Origin of the sequence: Virgibacillus halodenitrificans, assembly GCF_001878675.1 — a bacterium.
Classification (GTDB): Bacteria; Bacillota; Bacilli; order Bacillales; family Amphibacillaceae; genus Virgibacillus_Q; species Virgibacillus_Q halodenitrificans.
In genome coordinates this window covers 1229628-1246752 of record NZ_CP017962.1, presented here as the reverse complement: position 1 = coordinate 1246752, position 17125 = coordinate 1229628, and the positions used below count along the sequence as shown (strand labels likewise).

The 17125-nt window shown below is 42.4% G+C and carries 11 protein-coding genes and 3 rRNA genes; 7 read left to right on the top strand and 7 right to left on the bottom strand.

Translation table 11 applies throughout. From position 1 onward, the window contains the following. The first annotated feature begins 46 nt into the window (after positions 1-46). Positions 47-1177, top strand: coding sequence for a CAP domain-containing protein (locus BME96_RS06555; protein ID WP_071648693.1), 1131 nt, complete (start codon positions 47-49; stop codon positions 1175-1177). A 91-nt stretch (positions 1178-1268) separates the two neighbouring features. Continuing rightward, positions 1269-1484 carry a hypothetical protein gene (locus BME96_RS06550; protein WP_071648692.1) on the top strand — a complete coding sequence of 72 codons (216 nt, stop codon included), beginning with the start codon at positions 1269-1271 and terminating at the stop codon, positions 1482-1484. Positions 1485-1829: 345 nt separating this feature from the next. Here the strand turns inward: BME96_RS06550 and rrf are convergent. The 5 genes from rrf to BME96_RS06525 all read right to left on the bottom strand — a co-directional run bounded on the left by rrf (position 1830) and on the right by BME96_RS06525 (position 8216). After that, a 5S ribosomal RNA gene (gene rrf / locus BME96_RS06545) occupies positions 1830-1945 on the bottom strand. 84 nt (positions 1946-2029) lie between these two features. Further along, a 23S ribosomal RNA gene (locus tag BME96_RS06540) occupies positions 2030-4945 on the bottom strand. Positions 4946-5342: 397 nt separating this feature from the next. After that, positions 5343-6908: ribosomal RNA gene (locus tag BME96_RS06535) — 16S ribosomal RNA — on the bottom strand. Together the 16S, 23S and 5S rRNA genes form the textbook arrangement of a ribosomal RNA operon. A gap of 488 nt (positions 6909-7396) precedes the next feature. Beyond that, positions 7397-7789, bottom strand: coding sequence for a gamma-glutamylcyclotransferase family protein (locus BME96_RS06530; protein WP_060681955.1), 393 nt, complete (start codon positions 7787-7789; stop codon positions 7397-7399). Positions 7790-8003: 214 nt separating this feature from the next. Then, positions 8004-8216, bottom strand: a complete 213-nt coding sequence (locus BME96_RS06525) for a YdbC family protein (protein WP_071648691.1) — start codon at positions 8214-8216, stop codon at positions 8004-8006. Between the two features lie 329 nt (positions 8217-8545). Here BME96_RS06525 and BME96_RS06520 point away from each other — a divergent pair, with 329 nt between their 5' ends. Further along, positions 8546-9460 (top strand): methyl-accepting chemotaxis protein, encoded by a 915-nt coding sequence (locus BME96_RS06520; protein WP_071648690.1) that lies wholly within the window; start codon positions 8546-8548, stop codon positions 9458-9460. Positions 9461-9520: 60 nt separating this feature from the next. Here the strand turns inward: BME96_RS06520 and BME96_RS06515 are convergent, their stop codons facing one another. Then, positions 9521-10144, bottom strand: a complete 624-nt coding sequence (locus tag BME96_RS06515) for a fumarylacetoacetate hydrolase family protein (RefSeq protein ID WP_071648689.1) — start codon at positions 10142-10144, stop codon at positions 9521-9523. A gap of 261 nt (positions 10145-10405) precedes the next feature. Between BME96_RS06515 and BME96_RS06510 the strand changes: the two genes are divergently transcribed. From BME96_RS06510 to abc-f, 4 genes are all read left to right on the top strand, one after another. Continuing rightward, entirely contained in the window at positions 10406-11338 is a 933-nt protein-coding gene (locus tag BME96_RS06510; protein WP_071648688.1) for an NADP-dependent oxidoreductase, read from the top strand. A 311-nt stretch (positions 11339-11649) separates the two neighbouring features. Continuing rightward, on the top strand, positions 11650-12534 hold the full coding sequence (locus BME96_RS06505; protein WP_019377139.1) for a fructose bisphosphate aldolase: 885 nt from the start codon (positions 11650-11652) through the stop codon (positions 12532-12534). A gap of 604 nt (positions 12535-13138) precedes the next feature. Continuing rightward, positions 13139-13747: a hypothetical protein gene (locus tag BME96_RS06495; protein ID WP_071648686.1), complete on the top strand. Its 609-nt coding sequence runs from the start codon at positions 13139-13141 to the stop codon at positions 13745-13747. A 510-nt stretch (positions 13748-14257) separates the two neighbouring features. Then, on the top strand, positions 14258-15883 hold the full coding sequence (gene abc-f, locus BME96_RS06490; protein ID WP_071648685.1) for a ribosomal protection-like ABC-F family protein: 1626 nt from the start codon (positions 14258-14260) through the stop codon (positions 15881-15883). A 171-nt stretch (positions 15884-16054) separates the two neighbouring features. Here abc-f and BME96_RS06485 read toward each other — a convergent pair whose 3' ends face one another. Beyond that, a complete protein-coding gene (locus BME96_RS06485) occupies positions 16055-16621 on the bottom strand; it encodes a hypothetical protein (protein WP_071648684.1) in 567 nt (188 codons plus the stop codon). Positions 16622-17125: the final 504 nt, after the last annotated feature.

Genomic DNA, 17125 nt, shown 5'->3' with positions numbered 1-17125 from the left:
CATATCGGCTACAATGGAGTAAATATCATTAGACGGGAGTGGCAGGATGCCAAAAATACGTACCATTATTTTTATTCTTCTTATCGGTTGGGCATTTTGGCATTTTTATGGAGAAACATTTGAACAATCTGGTGCTTCCGGTGTAATAAATGAAATGGAATCAGATGTTCATAAAATTAAAGAGAATCCCGCAGTAATCGAGACGATGGAAAATATTAATAGTGGAATACAAACTTTAATTGCATCAATTACTGATAAGCAAATACCAGAGGAAAAGCAAAGTGATACTAAGGCTAATAAACCAAAAATGGAGTCACCCACAGAGCAACCATTTACTGTTCACAATGTGGGCCTCGGGACAGATAGAGCGGAATTAGAAAATCAAGTGGGAAAACCAGAGCGGGCTACGATGAATGAATATGGTGTCGATTGGGTTACCTACCACGAGAATTATCAAAATTTCTTTATGGCTGCATACAATGATCAAAATCAAGTTGTTGGACTATACACCAATCAGGATTTACTGCGGTCAAAGGATAACATTAAAATAGGTAGCTCTAAAGAAAGCGTCCAAAATGCCTTAAGTGAACCACTACAACGTATAAAAAAAGGATTCATCAACTACCAGATTGATAGTAAAAATGAATATGATGTTTTCCAAATAAATGATAACTATATAACTATTTTCTATGATAAACATGAAGATAACACAGTTACAGCGATCCAAATGATTAGTGGTGACCTGGAAGCTGAAAAAAAAGCCTATCTGCCTGAAGCGAGTAAAGAATTGAAGAAAGGCTTTGAATACCAGTTATTTGATCTGACAAACGCAGCACGTGTGGAGCATGGACTTTCCCCGTTGAATTGGGACGAGCATGTAAGAAAAACAGCGCGTGATCATAGCCTGGACATGGCTGAAAATAATTATTTCAGCCATGTGAACCCTGATGGACAATCCCCTTTTGAAAGAATGAGAGAAGATGGCATTGGCTTTCAAATTGCTGGAGAAAACATTGCCGCTGGGCAAATCAGCAGTATCTTTGCTCACGAAGGTCTAATGAATTCCCTCGGCCATCGTGAAAATATATTAAAAGAAGAATACCGTACACTTGCTGTCGGTGTGGCATTTAATAAGGATTCCATGCCATTTTATACAGAAAACTTTATTACGAAATAAAAAAGCTGGAGAGGCTGTGACTGAACCTATTTACCATGAAGGTTGGTCACAGTTTTTTTTATTTTAATGGAGATTATGGGGTTCTGATAGGTTGAAGTCACAGTTGGCTGCATATTTCGTTATTTTAGAAGAGCTATTGGACATGTGCTGGTATTTGGGTGGTGGTTTTGTCCATTATGGACGGGCTATTGGACAGTTTATGGCATTTGGATGGGGTTTTTGTCCATTAGGGACGAGCTATTGGACAGTTTATGACGTTGGGATGAGGTTTTTGTCCATTAGGGAGGTGCTATTGGACAGTTTATGACGTTGGGATGGGGCTTTTGTCCATTAGAGATGGGCTATTGGACAGTTTATGGCATTTGGATGATGATTTTGTCCATTAGAGTGGTGCTATTGGACAGTTCCTGGTGTTCGGGTGGGGTTTTTGTCCATTAGAGAGGTGCTATTGGACAGTTTATGGCGTTTGGATGAAGGTTTTGTCCATTAGGAAGTTACTCTATAGGAAAGTGGAGAACGGCTGACTCACGTTTTATCTCGGATGGACACGAAACCTCCAAAAATAAACTAGATTGGTATGACTTTTCCTCCTAGAAATCACCCATATAAAAAAGCATTGCGATACGCTACGTTTCGCAATGCTTTTTGAATTGCCTAGCGGCGTCCTACTCTTGCAGGGACAAAGTCCCAACTACCATCGGCGCTGGAGAGCTTAACTTCTGTGTTCGGCATGGGAACAGGTGTGACCTCTCCGCTATTGCTACTAGACCACTTTTAGCGGTATTTATCATAAAATGAATTTATACCCTAAAAACTAAATAAGAGAAAAGCAACGACGATCAAAGAAGAAAATTAGTTAAGTCCTCGATCTATTAGTATCCGTCAGCTCCACGTGTTACCACGCTTCCACCTCGGACCTATCAACCTCATCGTCTCTGAGGGATCTTACTCACTCGAAGTGATGGGAAGTCTCATCTTGAGGGGGGCTTCATGCTTAGATGCTTTCAGCACTTATCCTTGCCACACGTAGCTACCCAGCTATGCTCCTGGCGGAACAACTGGTACACCAGCGGTGTGTCCATCCCGGTCCTCTCGTACTAAGGACAGCTCCTCTCAAACTTCCAACGCCCACGACGGATAGGGACCGAACTGTCTCACGACGTTCTGAACCCAGCTCGCGTACCGCTTTAATGGGCGAACAGCCCAACCCTTGGGACCGACTACAGCCCCAGGATGCGATGAGCCGACATCGAGGTGCCAAACCTCCCCGTCGATGTGAACTCTTGGGGGAGATAAGCCTGTTATCCCCGGGGTAGCTTTTATCCGTTGAGCGATGGCCCTTCCATGCGGAACCACCGGATCACTAAGCCCGACTTTCGTCCCTGCTCGACTTGTAGGTCTCGCAGTCAAGCTCCCTTCTGCCTTTACACTCTACGAATGATTTCCAACCATTCTGAGGGAACCTTTGGGCGCCTCCGTTACCTTTTGGGAGGCGACCGCCCCAGTCAAACTGCCCGCCTGACACTGTCTCCGGACCGGATCACGGCCCTGGGTTAGAATGGTCGTACAGCCAGGGTGGTATCCCACGGATGCCTCCACCGAAGCTGGCGCTCCGGTTTCCAAGGCTCCCACCTATCCTGTACAAGCTGTACAAACATTCAATATCAGGCTACAGTAAAGCTCCACGGGGTCTTTCCGTCCTGTCGCGGGTAATGCGCATCTTCACGCATAGTATAATTTCACCGGGTCTCTCGTTGAGACAGTGCCCAAGTCGTTGCACCTTTCGTGCGGGTCGGAACTTACCCGACAAGGAATTTCGCTACCTTAGGACCGTTATAGTTACGGCCGCCGTTTACTGGGGCTTCGGTTCTGCGCTTCGCGTAAGCTAACGCTTCCCCTTAACCTTCCAGCACCGGGCAGGTGTCAGCCCCTATACTTCGCCTTTCGGCTTCGCAGAGACCTGTGTTTTTGCTAAACAGTCGCTTGGGCCTATTCACTGCGGCTCCTCCTTAAAGGAGCACCCCTTCTCCCGAAGTTACGGGGTCATTTTGCCGAGTTCCTTAACGAGAGTTCTCCCGCTCACCTTAGGATTCTCTCCTCGCCTACCTGTGTCGGTTTGCGGTACGGGCACCTATGAACTCACTAGAGGATTTTCTTGGCAGTGTGAAATCAGGAACTTCGGTACTCTATTTCCCTCCCCATCACAGCTTGAAATTGTTGGACGGATTTGCCTATCCAACTTTCTCACTGCTTGGGCGCACACATCCATCGGTGCGCATTCCTTATCCTACTGCGTCCCCCCATCGTTCAAACGCTCATGAGGTGGTACAGGAATATCTACCTGTTGTCCATCGCCTACGCCTTTCGGCCTCGGCTTAGGTCCCGACTAACCCTGAGAGGACGAGCCTTCCTCAGGAAACCTTAGGCTTTCGGTGAAAGAGATTCTCACTCTTTTTTCGCTACTCATACCGGCATTCTCACTTCCAAGCGCTCCACCAGTCCTCACGGTCTGACTTCACAGCACTTGGAACGCTCTCCTACCATTGTTCGTAAGAACAATCCGCAGCTTCGGTGATACGTTTAGCCCCGGTACATTTTCGGCGCAGAGTCACTCGACCAGTGAGCTATTACGCACTCTTTAAATGGTGGCTGCTTCTAAGCCAACATCCTGGTTGTCTGGGCAACTCCACATCCTTTTCCACTTAACGTATACTTTGGGACCTTAGCTGGCGGTCTGGGCTGTTTCCCTTTCGACTATGAACCTTATCACCCATAGTCTGACTCCCAAGTCTAAGTAGCTGGCATTCGGAGTTTGACTGAATTCGGTAACCCGATGAGGGCCCCTAGTCCAATCAGTGCTCTACCTCCAGTACTCATTCCTTGAGGCTAGCCCTAAAGCTATTTCGGAGAGAACCAGCTATCTCCGTGTTCGATTGGCATTTCACCCCTACCCACACCTCATCCCCGCATTTTTCAACATACGTGGGTTCGGGCCTCCAGTCAGTGTTACCTGACCTTCACCCTGGACATGGGTAGATCACACGGTTTCGGGTCTACGACCACATACTCAAATCGCCCTATTCAGACTCGCTTTCGCTGCGGCTCCGTGTCTTCCACTTAACCTTGCATGGGATCGTAACTCGCCGGTCCATTCTACAAAAGGTACGCCGTCACCCATAAACGGGCTTCGACTACTTGTAGGCACACGGTTTCAGGTTCTCTTTCACTCCCCTCCCGGGGTGCTTTTCACCTTTCCCTCACGGTACTGGTTCACTATCGGTCACTAGGGAGTATTTAGCCTTGGGAGATGGTCCTCCCGGATTCCGACGGAATTTCTCGTGTTCCGCCGTACTCAGGATACACTCCGGAGAGAATTCCTTTTCGATTACAGGGCTCTTACCTGCTGTGGCTGATCGTTCCAGATCGATTCATCTAAAGAATTCCTTTGTAACTCCAAAGGAGTGTCCTACAACCCCAGAAAGCAAGCTTTCTGGTTTGGGCTAATTCCGTTTCGCTCGCCGCTACTTGGGAAATCGCATTTGCTTTCTCTTCCTCCGGGTACTGAGATGTTTCAGTTCCCCGGGTCTGCCTCACATAGCCTATGTATTCAGCTATGCGTACTGTTCCATTACGAACAGTGGGTTCCCCCATTCGGAAATTCTCGGATCGATGTCTACTTACGACTCCCCGAGACATATCGGTGTTAGTCCCGTCCTTCTTCGGCTCCTAGTACCAAGGCATCCACCGTGCGCCCTTATTCACTTAACTATTTTTACAATGAATAAGCGTGCTAATTTCTTAGCCTTGCTTTTATTTAAATCTAGCTTTGGCTCCTAGCGACTAGCGCGACTTCCTTCCCCTTCGTACAATAAGTCAACATCGATTCATTTACATTCATCGTGTTTCCTTTATCTCCTACGGGTCAGTCCAGTCCGTACGTCGCTGAGCAGTCGCCTCAGCTTTTTATTTGATGTCGTTGTTACTCTTATTTAGTTTTCAAGGTACAAAAAGAGAGATTCGCTCTCTCAAAACTGAACCAAACAACCATGTATGTCCTTACCGGAAGACCCGAAGGCCTGGGCCTGCAGGATGCAGGTCATGCCGACGTTGCCACAGGACGTGGCGAACTTAGTCGGTCTTCCGTTTCCTCGTTCTAAATCCTTAGAAAGGAGGTGATCCAGCCGCACCTTCCGATACGGCTACCTTGTTACGACTTCACCCCAATCATTGGTCCCACCTTCGGCGGCTGGCTCCAAAAGGTTACCTCACCGACTTCGGGTGTTACCAACTCTCGTGGTGTGACGGGCGGTGTGTACAAGGCCCGGGAACGTATTCACCGCGGCATGCTGATCCGCGATTACTAGCGATTCCGGCTTCATGCAGGCGAGTTGCAGCCTGCAATCCGAACTGAGAATGGTTTTATGGGATTTGCTTGACCTCGCGGTTTTGCTTCCCTTTGTTCCATCCATTGTAGCACGTGTGTAGCCCAGGTCATAAGGGGCATGATGATTTGACGTCATCCCCACCTTCCTCCGGTTTGTCACCGGCAGTCACCTTAGAGTGCCCAACTAAATGCTGGCAACTAAGATCAAGGGTTGCGCTCGTTGCGGGACTTAACCCAACATCTCACGACACGAGCTGACGACAACCATGCACCACCTGTCACTCTGTCCCCGAAGGGAACTCGGTATCTCTACCGATTGCAGAGGATGTCAAGACCTGGTAAGGTTCTTCGCGTTGCGTCGAATTAAACCACATGCTCCACCGCTTGTGCGGGCCCCCGTCAATTCTTTTGAGTTTCAGCCTTGCGGCCGTACTCCCCAGGCGGAGTGCTTAATGCGTTAACTTCAGCACTAAGGGGCGGAAACCCCCTAACACCTAGCACTCATCGTTTACGGCGTGGACTACCAGGGTATCTAATCCTGTTCGCTCCCCACGCTTTCGCGCCTCAGCGTCAGTTACAGACCAGAGAGTCGCCTTCGCCACTGGTGTTCCTCCACATCTCTACGCATTTCACCGCTACACGTGGAATTCCACTCTCCTCTTCTGTACTCAAGTCCTCCAGTTTCCAATGACCCTCCACGGTTGAGCCGTGGGCTTTCACATCAGACTTAAAGGACCGCCTGCGCGCGCTTTACGCCCAATAATTCCGGACAACGCTTGCCCCCTACGTATTACCGCGGCTGCTGGCACGTAGTTAGCCGGGGCTTTCTGGTTAGGTACCGTCAAGGTGCCGCCCTATTCGAACGGCACTTGTTCTTCCCTAACAACAGAGCTTTACGATCCGAAAACCTTCATCACTCACGCGGCGTTGCTCCGTCAGACTTTCGTCCATTGCGGAAGATTCCCTACTGCTGCCTCCCGTAGGAGTCTGGGCCGTGTCTCAGTCCCAGTGTGGCCGATCACCCTCTCAGGTCGGCTACGCATCGTTGCCTTGGTGAGCCGTTACCTCACCAACTAGCTAATGCGCCGCGGGCCCATCTGTAAGTGGTAGCTAAAAGCCACCTTTCAACTTTCCATCAGGAGATGAAAAGTATTATCCGGTATTAGCCCCGGTTTCCCGGGGTTATCCCAGTCTTACAGGCAGGTTGCCCACGTGTTACTCACCCGTCCGCCGCTCGTTCCACAAGCGTCACCTCCGAAGAGGATCAGCTTGCTTCCCGCGCTCGACTTGCATGTATTAGGCACGCCGCCAGCGTTCGTCCTGAGCCAAGATCAAACTCTCCATAAAAGTTTGAATAAGATCGACACCAATCAATCTTATCTCATGTCTTAGCTGCAGAAGCGTTAACTTCTGACTTTTTAAAAATTAACGAAAAACGTCATGTTTTTCTTGACATACTGGTTGTTTTGTTCAGTTTTCAAAGAACGAATTAGAGCGCCACTTCAAAAAAGCGTCTTTAACATCATACCATCCAGAGAATAATGTGTCAACAACTTTTTTCATAGTTTATAAGTTTCACATTGCTCTCCCAAATTGGCGACCTAATTAATATACCATATATTAATATACGAGGTCAATATGTTTTTTCGAATGATAATGAATGGGATGTGCTGAAAAAATTGTATTCTGTTTGAACAGCGAGATTAATATTACATGTTCTATAATCGAATGTCAACAGTTGCAAAACATTTTTCCCCAAAACGGGACGGTAGTTGTTCTTTTCCCCTTCCTTATTGTATGAATATAACCTCAAAATCCCTAAAACTAAGTTCTCCTTATCGTATATGCCTCTTCCAATCTCCACTTTCTATTAAAGATACACGCATCTCCAATGTTTTGTTTGTCATAACATATACATATGCTGGCCAACTAGCTTTATCGGTGAAAATTATTTGTTGAATCCGATCATACAAGTTATCTTTCTCCTCACCTATATATCCTTCTAACTCGTCAAGCTCCTCCAGTTTATCCTTTGTTACTTCATATAACTCTCCATATACTTCCCCTGATTCATATTTTTCAAGAACTGGATAGTAGCTTGTTGTAGAATACAGCCTTCCTGAAGTCCATGCTTCTTCGGCAACAAGTCGTGCATCTGCCAAAACTTTATTATTACTTTCATCCTTGCGTAAAGTCCCATATACAAAAACCAAATAAGTTGCAGACATATTAGCGCTCCCTTCATTAAATTAAAATTTCTCCTAGATAATAGTGGGAAAAAACAAGCTTTTTTAAAATTAACCTATTTATTATTGTGTATAACACCTTTTCTGCAAGTTGTATTACTAAACTTCTATATTAACACTTTCTTAGTTTCTATTTTTAAACAATCCTAATGCACTAATTATTTATCGATTTAAAAAAGTCCTAGAGAGATCCGCATCATCTCTCTAAGAATTTTTTGAGTTCTTCCAATTCCGCCTTCGTCAGTGTCACACCCTTCCCCATTTTTTCTTTATCTGGGGACCAGTCTCTAATATCATATTTGGGATCTCTTCCATTCCAACTGATTAAGTTTAATTCTTTTTTCCAACCTTTTGGTGATTCGGAAAGTACACCAAGTGTTTCAATAATATCAAATTTTAGCTCAGCCAATTTTACTCCTCCTACACTTGCAATATTTTATCGCTTCCTTCAACTAAAACTTTAGCAAATCAAATAGCCATCGTCCATTTTGTTCTATATTACTGTCCAATATGCGTTTCATTTATTATAATATAGGGAATTAGACCTAAGCTACAAAATTAAAAGTAAAAGATAGTTACAGGTCATCCGTTCATTACTAATTGATGGAGAATAACATAAGGATATTGCTAAACACCACTCTCTTTAAGAGATCAGTTATTCCATACACCATCCTTATTTCATCTATAAGATGATGTTTTTAGATGTAGTAACTTATCTCAAGAGAAGAGAGGAAAAAAATGTTACATACAAAAATAAATGAAGAAGTTACCGATGCACACGTTGTAAAAGCTATAGAGGAAAATCTTGCTATCGTTCGGTTTGGACTGGATCGGCGGATTGCATATGTGAATGAAGTTTTTTCAGAAACAATTGGTTACACCCCAATGGAAATGCAGAACATGCATCACCACTCACTTTGTTTTCCCGAATTTGCCAATAGCCCTGAATACGAAAGGTTCTGGAGAAGGTTGCTTGCAGGTAACGTTTATCAGGATAAAATCGAACGTAAAAAGAAATATGGTGATCGAATATGGCTTGAGGCTACCTATATGCCAATATACAACGAAGCACAGACAAAAGTTATCGGGGTATCCAAGGTGGCGACAAATATAACAGATAGATACAATGATCTAATGGATGTAGCAGACCATCTCACTCAAATGTCAAGCACGTTAAATGACAAAGCAGAATCTGGAATCCACCGATCTGAAGAATTTCTAGTATTAATGGAAAACATTCTTCGTGTATCCGAAACTAATACTAAAACCCTTCAAGGCCTGCAACAGGAAGCGCAAGCAATTGGTAAGATAGTAGAAACAGTTAGAGGAATTGCAGCACAGACAAATCTTTTAGCATTGAATGCTGCCATTGAAGCCGCTCGTGCTGGAGAACACGGAAGAGGCTTTAATGTAGTTGCCCAAGAAGTACGCAGGTTATCAGACAATGTAGAGAAATCCATTATACAGATTCGAGATAACACAGATAAAATTAAGACAGAAATTAATACAATTACAGAAGGAACAAAAAATGTGCAGACCCACATGCAAACAGGGCAAGAAAAGGTTCATGCTACAGTTAGTGATTTTAAAGATTTCAATCAATCCTCCAGACAATTGGAGGAACAAGCTCAGCAATTCAGCAAATTATTGTAACCTTACATGAATGAAACTCCCCCCCTCCTTCTATATTAAGTAGAAAGAGAGGGAATTTTTTTATCTTTGCTCAACAACAAAGCTACCTTTTACTTCTTCTCCCCATATAAGTTCATATGTTTCTCCATCAGAAATAGGGCCCACGCCTTCAGGAGTACCAGTGTAAATGATATCCCCTTCGCTCAAACCAAACTGTTTGTGAATGTATTGAATAAGGTCTTTAAAAGGAAATATCATTGATTTAACATTCCCCTTTTGGACTTCCATACCGTCCTGACGCAATGAAAAAGCAGTTTCTGCACAAGCAGTCACACCTGGAAAATCCCAAAAATCTGTATAGATTGCAGCATTTTTAAACCCTTTTGCCAATAACCAAGGATGCCCTTTCTTTTTCAAATCAGTTTGCACATCTCTTAAGGTAAGATCCAAGCCAAGCGCCATTTGTGTAACAACCTCATCGACAGAAGAATCCTCGGAGACAGGTTTGCCTATGTATAAGACAATTTCCAATTCATGGTGAATATCTCCTTGATCTGCTGGATATGGAATCACCTTTCCATCTGCATGTACAAGTGAATGTGTCGGCTTTGAAAAGATCATTGGCTTGGTTGGCACCTTATTCCCAAGTTCAGCCGCATGTTTAGCATAATTTCGTCCAACACAAAAAATATTGTTGATTTTCATTGTTACCCTCCCTAAAAACTTAATAACCTAACATCCCAAACTTTTTAAAATTTATAACACATATAACAATGGCAGTGCAATTTAGCATCAAAAAATTTGAAGCAATTTGGTGTCTCTATTCCCTTCATGGTTAACACCCTACTTATATATTAGTATACTAATTATATACATCGCCCTTTTTTACGTCAAAAAGGCATCACCATATGCAAAAAAGACTAAAAACCAATAGTTATCTCTATAAAAAACAAGGAGGTCGTCACTATGTCACTGATGAAAGCATTTGTGCGAACAAACGCTAAGACAGAGGAAGTAGAAATTGCACAGGTCCCTTTGCCTGAAATATCCGAGGAAGAAGTTTTAGTTCAGGTAGAAGCATTTGGTGTCGGTATCCATGATAGATATTTCATTCCTAAAGATGCTCATTTTCCTTATGTTATTGGGACAGAAGGTGCTGGAAAAATCGTTAAAATCCGATCAAATGTAACCAATTTTTCCGTCGGCGATTCGGTTATTTTCACAACAAACCTCCAACCAAAGGGCGGTGCATGGGCAGAATATGCAGCCGCTAATAAGGAAACATTAATCTCCATGCCGGATCAATTAACGTATCAACAAGGCGCTGCCATTCCAGTTGCAGGGAAAACAGCATTGGAAAGTATGCGTGAGCTTGACCTTAAAGCTGGAGATTCGTTATTTGTTGCCGGAGCTTCCGGAGCCATTGGCACCTATGTCATACAACTCGCAACTGCACTTGGAATCCATGTTGCTGGTTCGGCTTCGAGTAAAAACCATGAATACATGCAGTCCCTTGGTGCAGAAAAAACCGTAGATTATCATGACCCAGATTGGACACAGCAGGTCAGGGATTGGGCGAGAGACGGTGTGACGGCTGCACTTGCTATCCAGCCAGGTACTGAAAAAGACAGCATGCAGGTTGTAAAGGATGGCGGAAAGGTTATAACTGTTTCAGGGTACGGTCTGGATCTAACTTCTGAGCGGAATATTACTGTACGGCAAATGGGACATCATCCGGAGACTCAGAAAAAAGTTAAAGCGCTTGTTAAGCAAATCGCTGCTGGAGATATTCAACTTGTCATTGAAAAGGAGTTTTCTTTTAATGATGCATTGGAAGCTCTGAAGAAAACAGAAACCAGACACGCAAGAGGAAAGTTGGTTGTTAATGTTGGTGAATAATTGAATGGACTGAGTTTTCAACTGTAGTTAGCATGGTTATTTTTATGTTTGCTACAGGTTTTATGCTGAAAAGATTTATTAAGAGCAAGGGGTATAGCCTTGAAAATTCCTGCAAAGAGCATTTACCCTCATATTATTGAATAACGAAACTTGCATGATGGTGAAATTTTTCACTCTTTTTGTGCGCCTTACTACACCCTTCTCTATATTAATGCTACAATTAAATCATGAGAGTTGCTTCACACTTTCTTATGAATAATTAATTTCTTAGCTGAAAAAGCTAGCACTATTACAATAGAGGAGTGAGATTCATGCAACAGCATCAACTTGAAAAAATTAAAAATGGTAAAGGATTTATAGCCGCACTTGACCAAAGTGGTGGTAGTACTCCTAAGGCGCTTGCTGCATATGGCGTGCCGGAAACTGCATTCTCCAATGAGGATGAAATGTTTGATTTAGTACATCAAATGCGGACAAGAATTATTACCTCACCTGCATTTAATCCAGAGCATATCCTTGGTGCTATCCTATTCGAACAGACAATGGACAGTAAAATTGATGGTAAATATACTGGTGATTATCTTGCAGAAGAAAAAGGTATCGTTCCTTTCCTAAAAGTGGACTTAGGACTTGCAGAAGAATCTAATGGTGTTCAACTAATGAAGCCTATTACAGACTTAGATGATAAATTAAGCCGTGCCAATGAACGCCATATTTTTGGTACAAAAATGCGTTCTGTTATTAAAGAACCTAATGCTGAAGGTATTAAAGCAGTTGTAGATCAACAATTTGAAGTCGGTAAACAAATTATTGCTGCAGGTCTCGTTCCAATTATTGAACCAGAAGTTGATATAAACAGCACTGAAAAAGAAAAATGTGAAGAGATGCTAAAAGAAGAAATTTTACGCCATCTGAATGAATTAAGTGAAGATCAGCCAGTTATGTTAAAACTAACTATTCCCACAGTAGCAAATACGTACAAGGAATTAATTGATCACCCTAGAGTGGTACGAGTTGTTGCATTATCAGGCGGATACTCCACTGATGTAGCAAATCAAAAATTAAAAGAAAATGATGGCCTGATCGCAAGCTTCTCCAGAGCATTAAGCCAGGATCTGAATGTAAACCAGACAGATGAGGAATTTAATGCTGAATTAGAGAAAGCAGTAAAATCTATTTACGAGGCATCCATCTAATAATAAATATGTTAGCTGCAGGGTATTTGTCCTGCAGCTTTTTTATTGTAAGAAAATTATTATGTGGAGTGCAGGTTGGCGGGGGAGTGATGCTTGGCGGGGTGTTGTGGACTGGCGATGGGCAAACGAGGTTTCATGCAGCTCTCTCATTTGGAATGGGAAGTCTCTCATTTTTCGGGATGCTCTCTCATTTGGAATGGGAGCTCTCTCATTTGGGCTGGGGGCTCTCTCATTTTTCGGGATGCCCTCTCATTTGGGCTGGGGGCTCTCTCATATGGACAAGCGGGTTCCCTCATTTGGATTGGGTGCTCTCTCATTTGGACTGCGGGGTCTCTCATTTGGGCTGGGAGCTCTCTCATTTGGACAGAGAGTTCTCTTATATGTAGAGATTACCTCATTACTGATCATTACTTTCATACTATTCTTTTGTAAAATATTGTTATATACTTAATTAGGATTAATTTTTTGAATATAATGATTTTATAAAGTGAATATGCTGTCCTTTATGATAACTTTTTCAAAAGGATAGTGTTTAACTCAATTCCTGCTTGCTTTTTATATTATTGGTTTAGTGAACCTAAAAGGACTTTAGAGGAGTGGTCATTTGAAAAGATTGGATTTGGTTGTTCTATTCATTTGCTTTCTGATAATAACAGGTTGTTCAAATGTAGCAAGTACGCAAGAAAAGCCCCCCACGATTTCGAGTATTACGGATTCTAAATATACAGAGACATTTAATGAATTAAACTTAGGTACTGTATTTGACTATAATCTTTATCTGCCCCATGCGGATAAACGTTGGGTTCGCCTATGGGTAGAGAAATATCAGAATGGAAAAAAAGACGATCAGCCATTAACCGAGTTAAGTTATGGAATGAGTGTAAATAAGGTCGATGAAGGCCACCTGGGTTTTGGTATGCTTTCTGATAGTTCTGTCTTACTGTATGGTCCAAATGTGAATATACAACCCGAACAGATTGATTTAAATCTCAACGAGGAGTACATAACATCATGGGGACATGCGATAGAAGAGGGAAAGGAAATTGATCTGGAATTGGGTAAAACCAAGCTACTTGCAGCTTATTGGCAAACTGCGAGTAACAAAATCCCAACCATCGATTTTCAAAATGAAGATGATATAGCAAATCTAATAAAAGAAAATGAATTCGTGCTCCTGTTAAAAATAAAGATTGATGAAGAAATGCCTGATTAACAGCTGGTGAAAAAGTGTTACTTTACCTGTATGCAGCTGTCTCGGCTGAGGCTGCTGCGTCTCGAGATAAGGGGCATCTGTCTCGGGTGGGGGCTCCTGTGTCTCGGTATGTGGGCTGGCTGTCTCGGGTGGAGGCTCCCATGTCTCGGAATACGGGCTGGCTGTCTCGGGTGGGGGCTCCTGTGTCTCGGTATGCTTGCCGGTTGTCTTGGGTATGATTGTTGGAGTCTCATGCAGTTCCATATCTGATTGATTTTTACAAATATTTATGATAGAATTCCTTTAACTAAGTCGAAAGGAATGATGGGTGGACAATGGATAACTAATCTTATTTTTAGTATTTGAAATGATGATTTCGAAGACTGCAAAATTAGGATTAGTATGCCCATTTTTCTTTGAGCGGAATAGCTATGCTTAGGCACAGCTTATTTAGGCACGGATAAATGCAACTAATCCTTCCAATCACCTGGGAGGATTTTTTTATTCTCTCAGTAAAAAGGGGATAAATAAATGACGGAAATAATGCAATTACGCAACATTTGTGTGGAGATAGAAGGATATCTTCTATTAAAAAATATTAATATCACTATTCAGCAAGGTGATCGGATTGGTATTATCGGAAAAAACGGAGCTGGAAAATCAACATTGTTGGATGTCCTGCAACAAAAAAGGCAACCTACAGAAGGTGAAATAAATTACCCGCGTAAGGCACCTGTCCTTAGTATAGTGGAACAAGAGTCAAAAACATTTACCTTTGAGCAGTGCTCCCCATTAGAAACCGCATTTTTAGAAAAATGGCAAGTACCAAAAATAGATTATACTAAACTGAGCGGTGGTGAGAAGCTAAAAGCACGGTTGGCAAGGGGGATGGCACAAGATGCGGATATTCTTTTACTGGATGAACCGACAAATCATCTGGACACTCAAGGTAGACATTTTCTTATTGAACAACTTAACGCTTGGAGAGGCACCATTATTTTTGTCTCTCACGACCGGGAATTTTTAGATGAAGTGGCCAAAAAAATCTGGGCGATTGAAAACCAGACGGTGATCCCCCACCTTGGAAACTATTCCAGTTACATGAAAGCTCGCGAACAAATGCGACTCACCCAGCAAAGGAAATATGAAAAGCAGCAGAAAATGAAACAGCGAGTCGAAGCACAAATAAAGGAACTGAGCTCCTGGTCCCAAAAAGCCCATGCACAATCCACTGAAAAGGATGGATTTAAAGAATATTTTCGAGTAAAAGCCAAAAAAATGGATGCACAGGTTAAATCAAAACAAAAACGGCTCGAGAAGGAATTAGAAAAAATCAACGCCCAGCCTGTGGATCCTGAATATAAAGTATATTTTACAATGAAGACAAACCCAAAAGTCGGCAAGCGTTTTGTAGAATTTAAAAATGTTGAAAAGTCATTTGGGGCGCGTAATCTTTTCAGTAATGTGCAACTTACCATACAGCATGGTGAAAAATTAGCTATTTCAGGACCAAATGGGAGCGGGAAAACCACATTTTTGAAAATACTCATGGGACTAGACACTGCGAATGGGGATATTTGGATCTCCCCCTCTGCCGAAATAGGCTATTTAACGCAGGAAGTATTTGATTTACCTTTGGAGCAATCCCCTGCCCAACTGTTTCATCAAGACAATTTTAGAGATAGAGGGGTCGTGCAGAATCTGATGAAGCATTTGGGCTTTACAGCATCCCAATGGGAAGAACCAATAGACCAAATGAGCATGGGTGAACGTGTAAAATGTAAACTGATGAAATATATTCTTGAGGATAAAGATGTGCTTATTCTCGATGAGCCTACTAATCATCTGGACATAGCCTCCCGGGAGCAGTTAGAAGAAACATTAGCAGTATATAACGGCACATTAATTGTCGTAACACATGATCAATATTTCCAGAGAAAAACAACCAATATAGAGCTTCGGATTGAAAATCAATGTATTGTAAAACATTCTGAGCAAGCATCGACAATTGATGATAAAGAAAAAATCAGACTCCAGCTGGAAACAGAGAGACAGGAAATTTTGGGGAGACTTAGTTTTATGACTCCAAAAGATAAGGACTATAAACATTTAGATGCAAGATTCAATGAACTAACTGATAGAATAAAGAAGCTCTAATGTAATTGAAACGACTTGTTTTGCGCGGGTCGTTTCAGTTATTATATAAGATTTAAGAGAATAAAATTGTCAGTTACGTAACATGAGATTAATACTTTGGAAGAAAGATGATTTTCATAGGATGGGGTTTGCTTTTCCCTGCTTAATGACCGGCAGTTATTTATCTTTAAACTAGATAATGTTCAGTAGTCTCAATAGATTTAACCAACGATTTACTTTTCCCGGTAAATGAGGTAATCGTTCGTCTGTAATAATTGACTCTTCCGGCAATGATTTAATATTTAGTTGTTTACAAGATACATCAACTAATTCAGCTATCTCCATCTTACGTGAGTGGTGTTTGAAGGGATCAGTTGATGACTTAGAAGCTACAGTTTGGCGAAGTTTTTCCATTACTTCACCATTCACCATGTACAACGAATTAAAGTCAATTTTACTTGGAGTTTGCTCTAGAGTATTATTTATAAACGGATTCATATAATTTTCCGGACTCATGTAGATGAAATGTTGTATATTATCATGATCCGTGCAATAAATGATAGATTGACAATGGTTACACACAATTTCCCCAACCTGCCCGTAACGAGAACCCTTGTAATGAAAAAAATGACTCAATTGCTTTTCACAATTTAAGCAATAAGCAGGAATGACCATAGCATCAATTAAACCTCCGTCTAACGGAACCAGGATGGGAGGTTCATTTTCTTGATTTGGATCAGTCATAGGTGTAATAGACATTAGCGTGCTCCTTTTAATTAATACTTGATATGAAAAATATACATACAATAATTTGAGTTCTTTTTCAGATAATGTGAAGGACATTCACGGACGTTTTTTTGCTCGCAATGTCCGTCATCCGCTTTATGAAAGACATTCACATGCGTTTTCCTCTTCGCAATGTCCGTCATCTCCACTATGATAGATATTCACACCCGATTTCCTCTTCGCAATGTCCGTCATCTCCACTATGATAGATATTCACACCCGATTTCCTCTTCGTAATGTCCGTCATCTCCACTATGATAGACATTCACACCCGATTTCCTCTTCGTAATGTCCGTCATCTCCCTTATGATAGACATTCACGCAAGATTTCCTCCTCGCAATGTCCGTCATCTCCACTATGATAGACATTCACACCCGATTTCCTCTTCGTAATGTCCGTCATCTCCCTTATGATAGACATTCACACCCGATTTCCTCCCCGCTATGTCCGTCATGCTTCCTAACTCCCTTACAGCA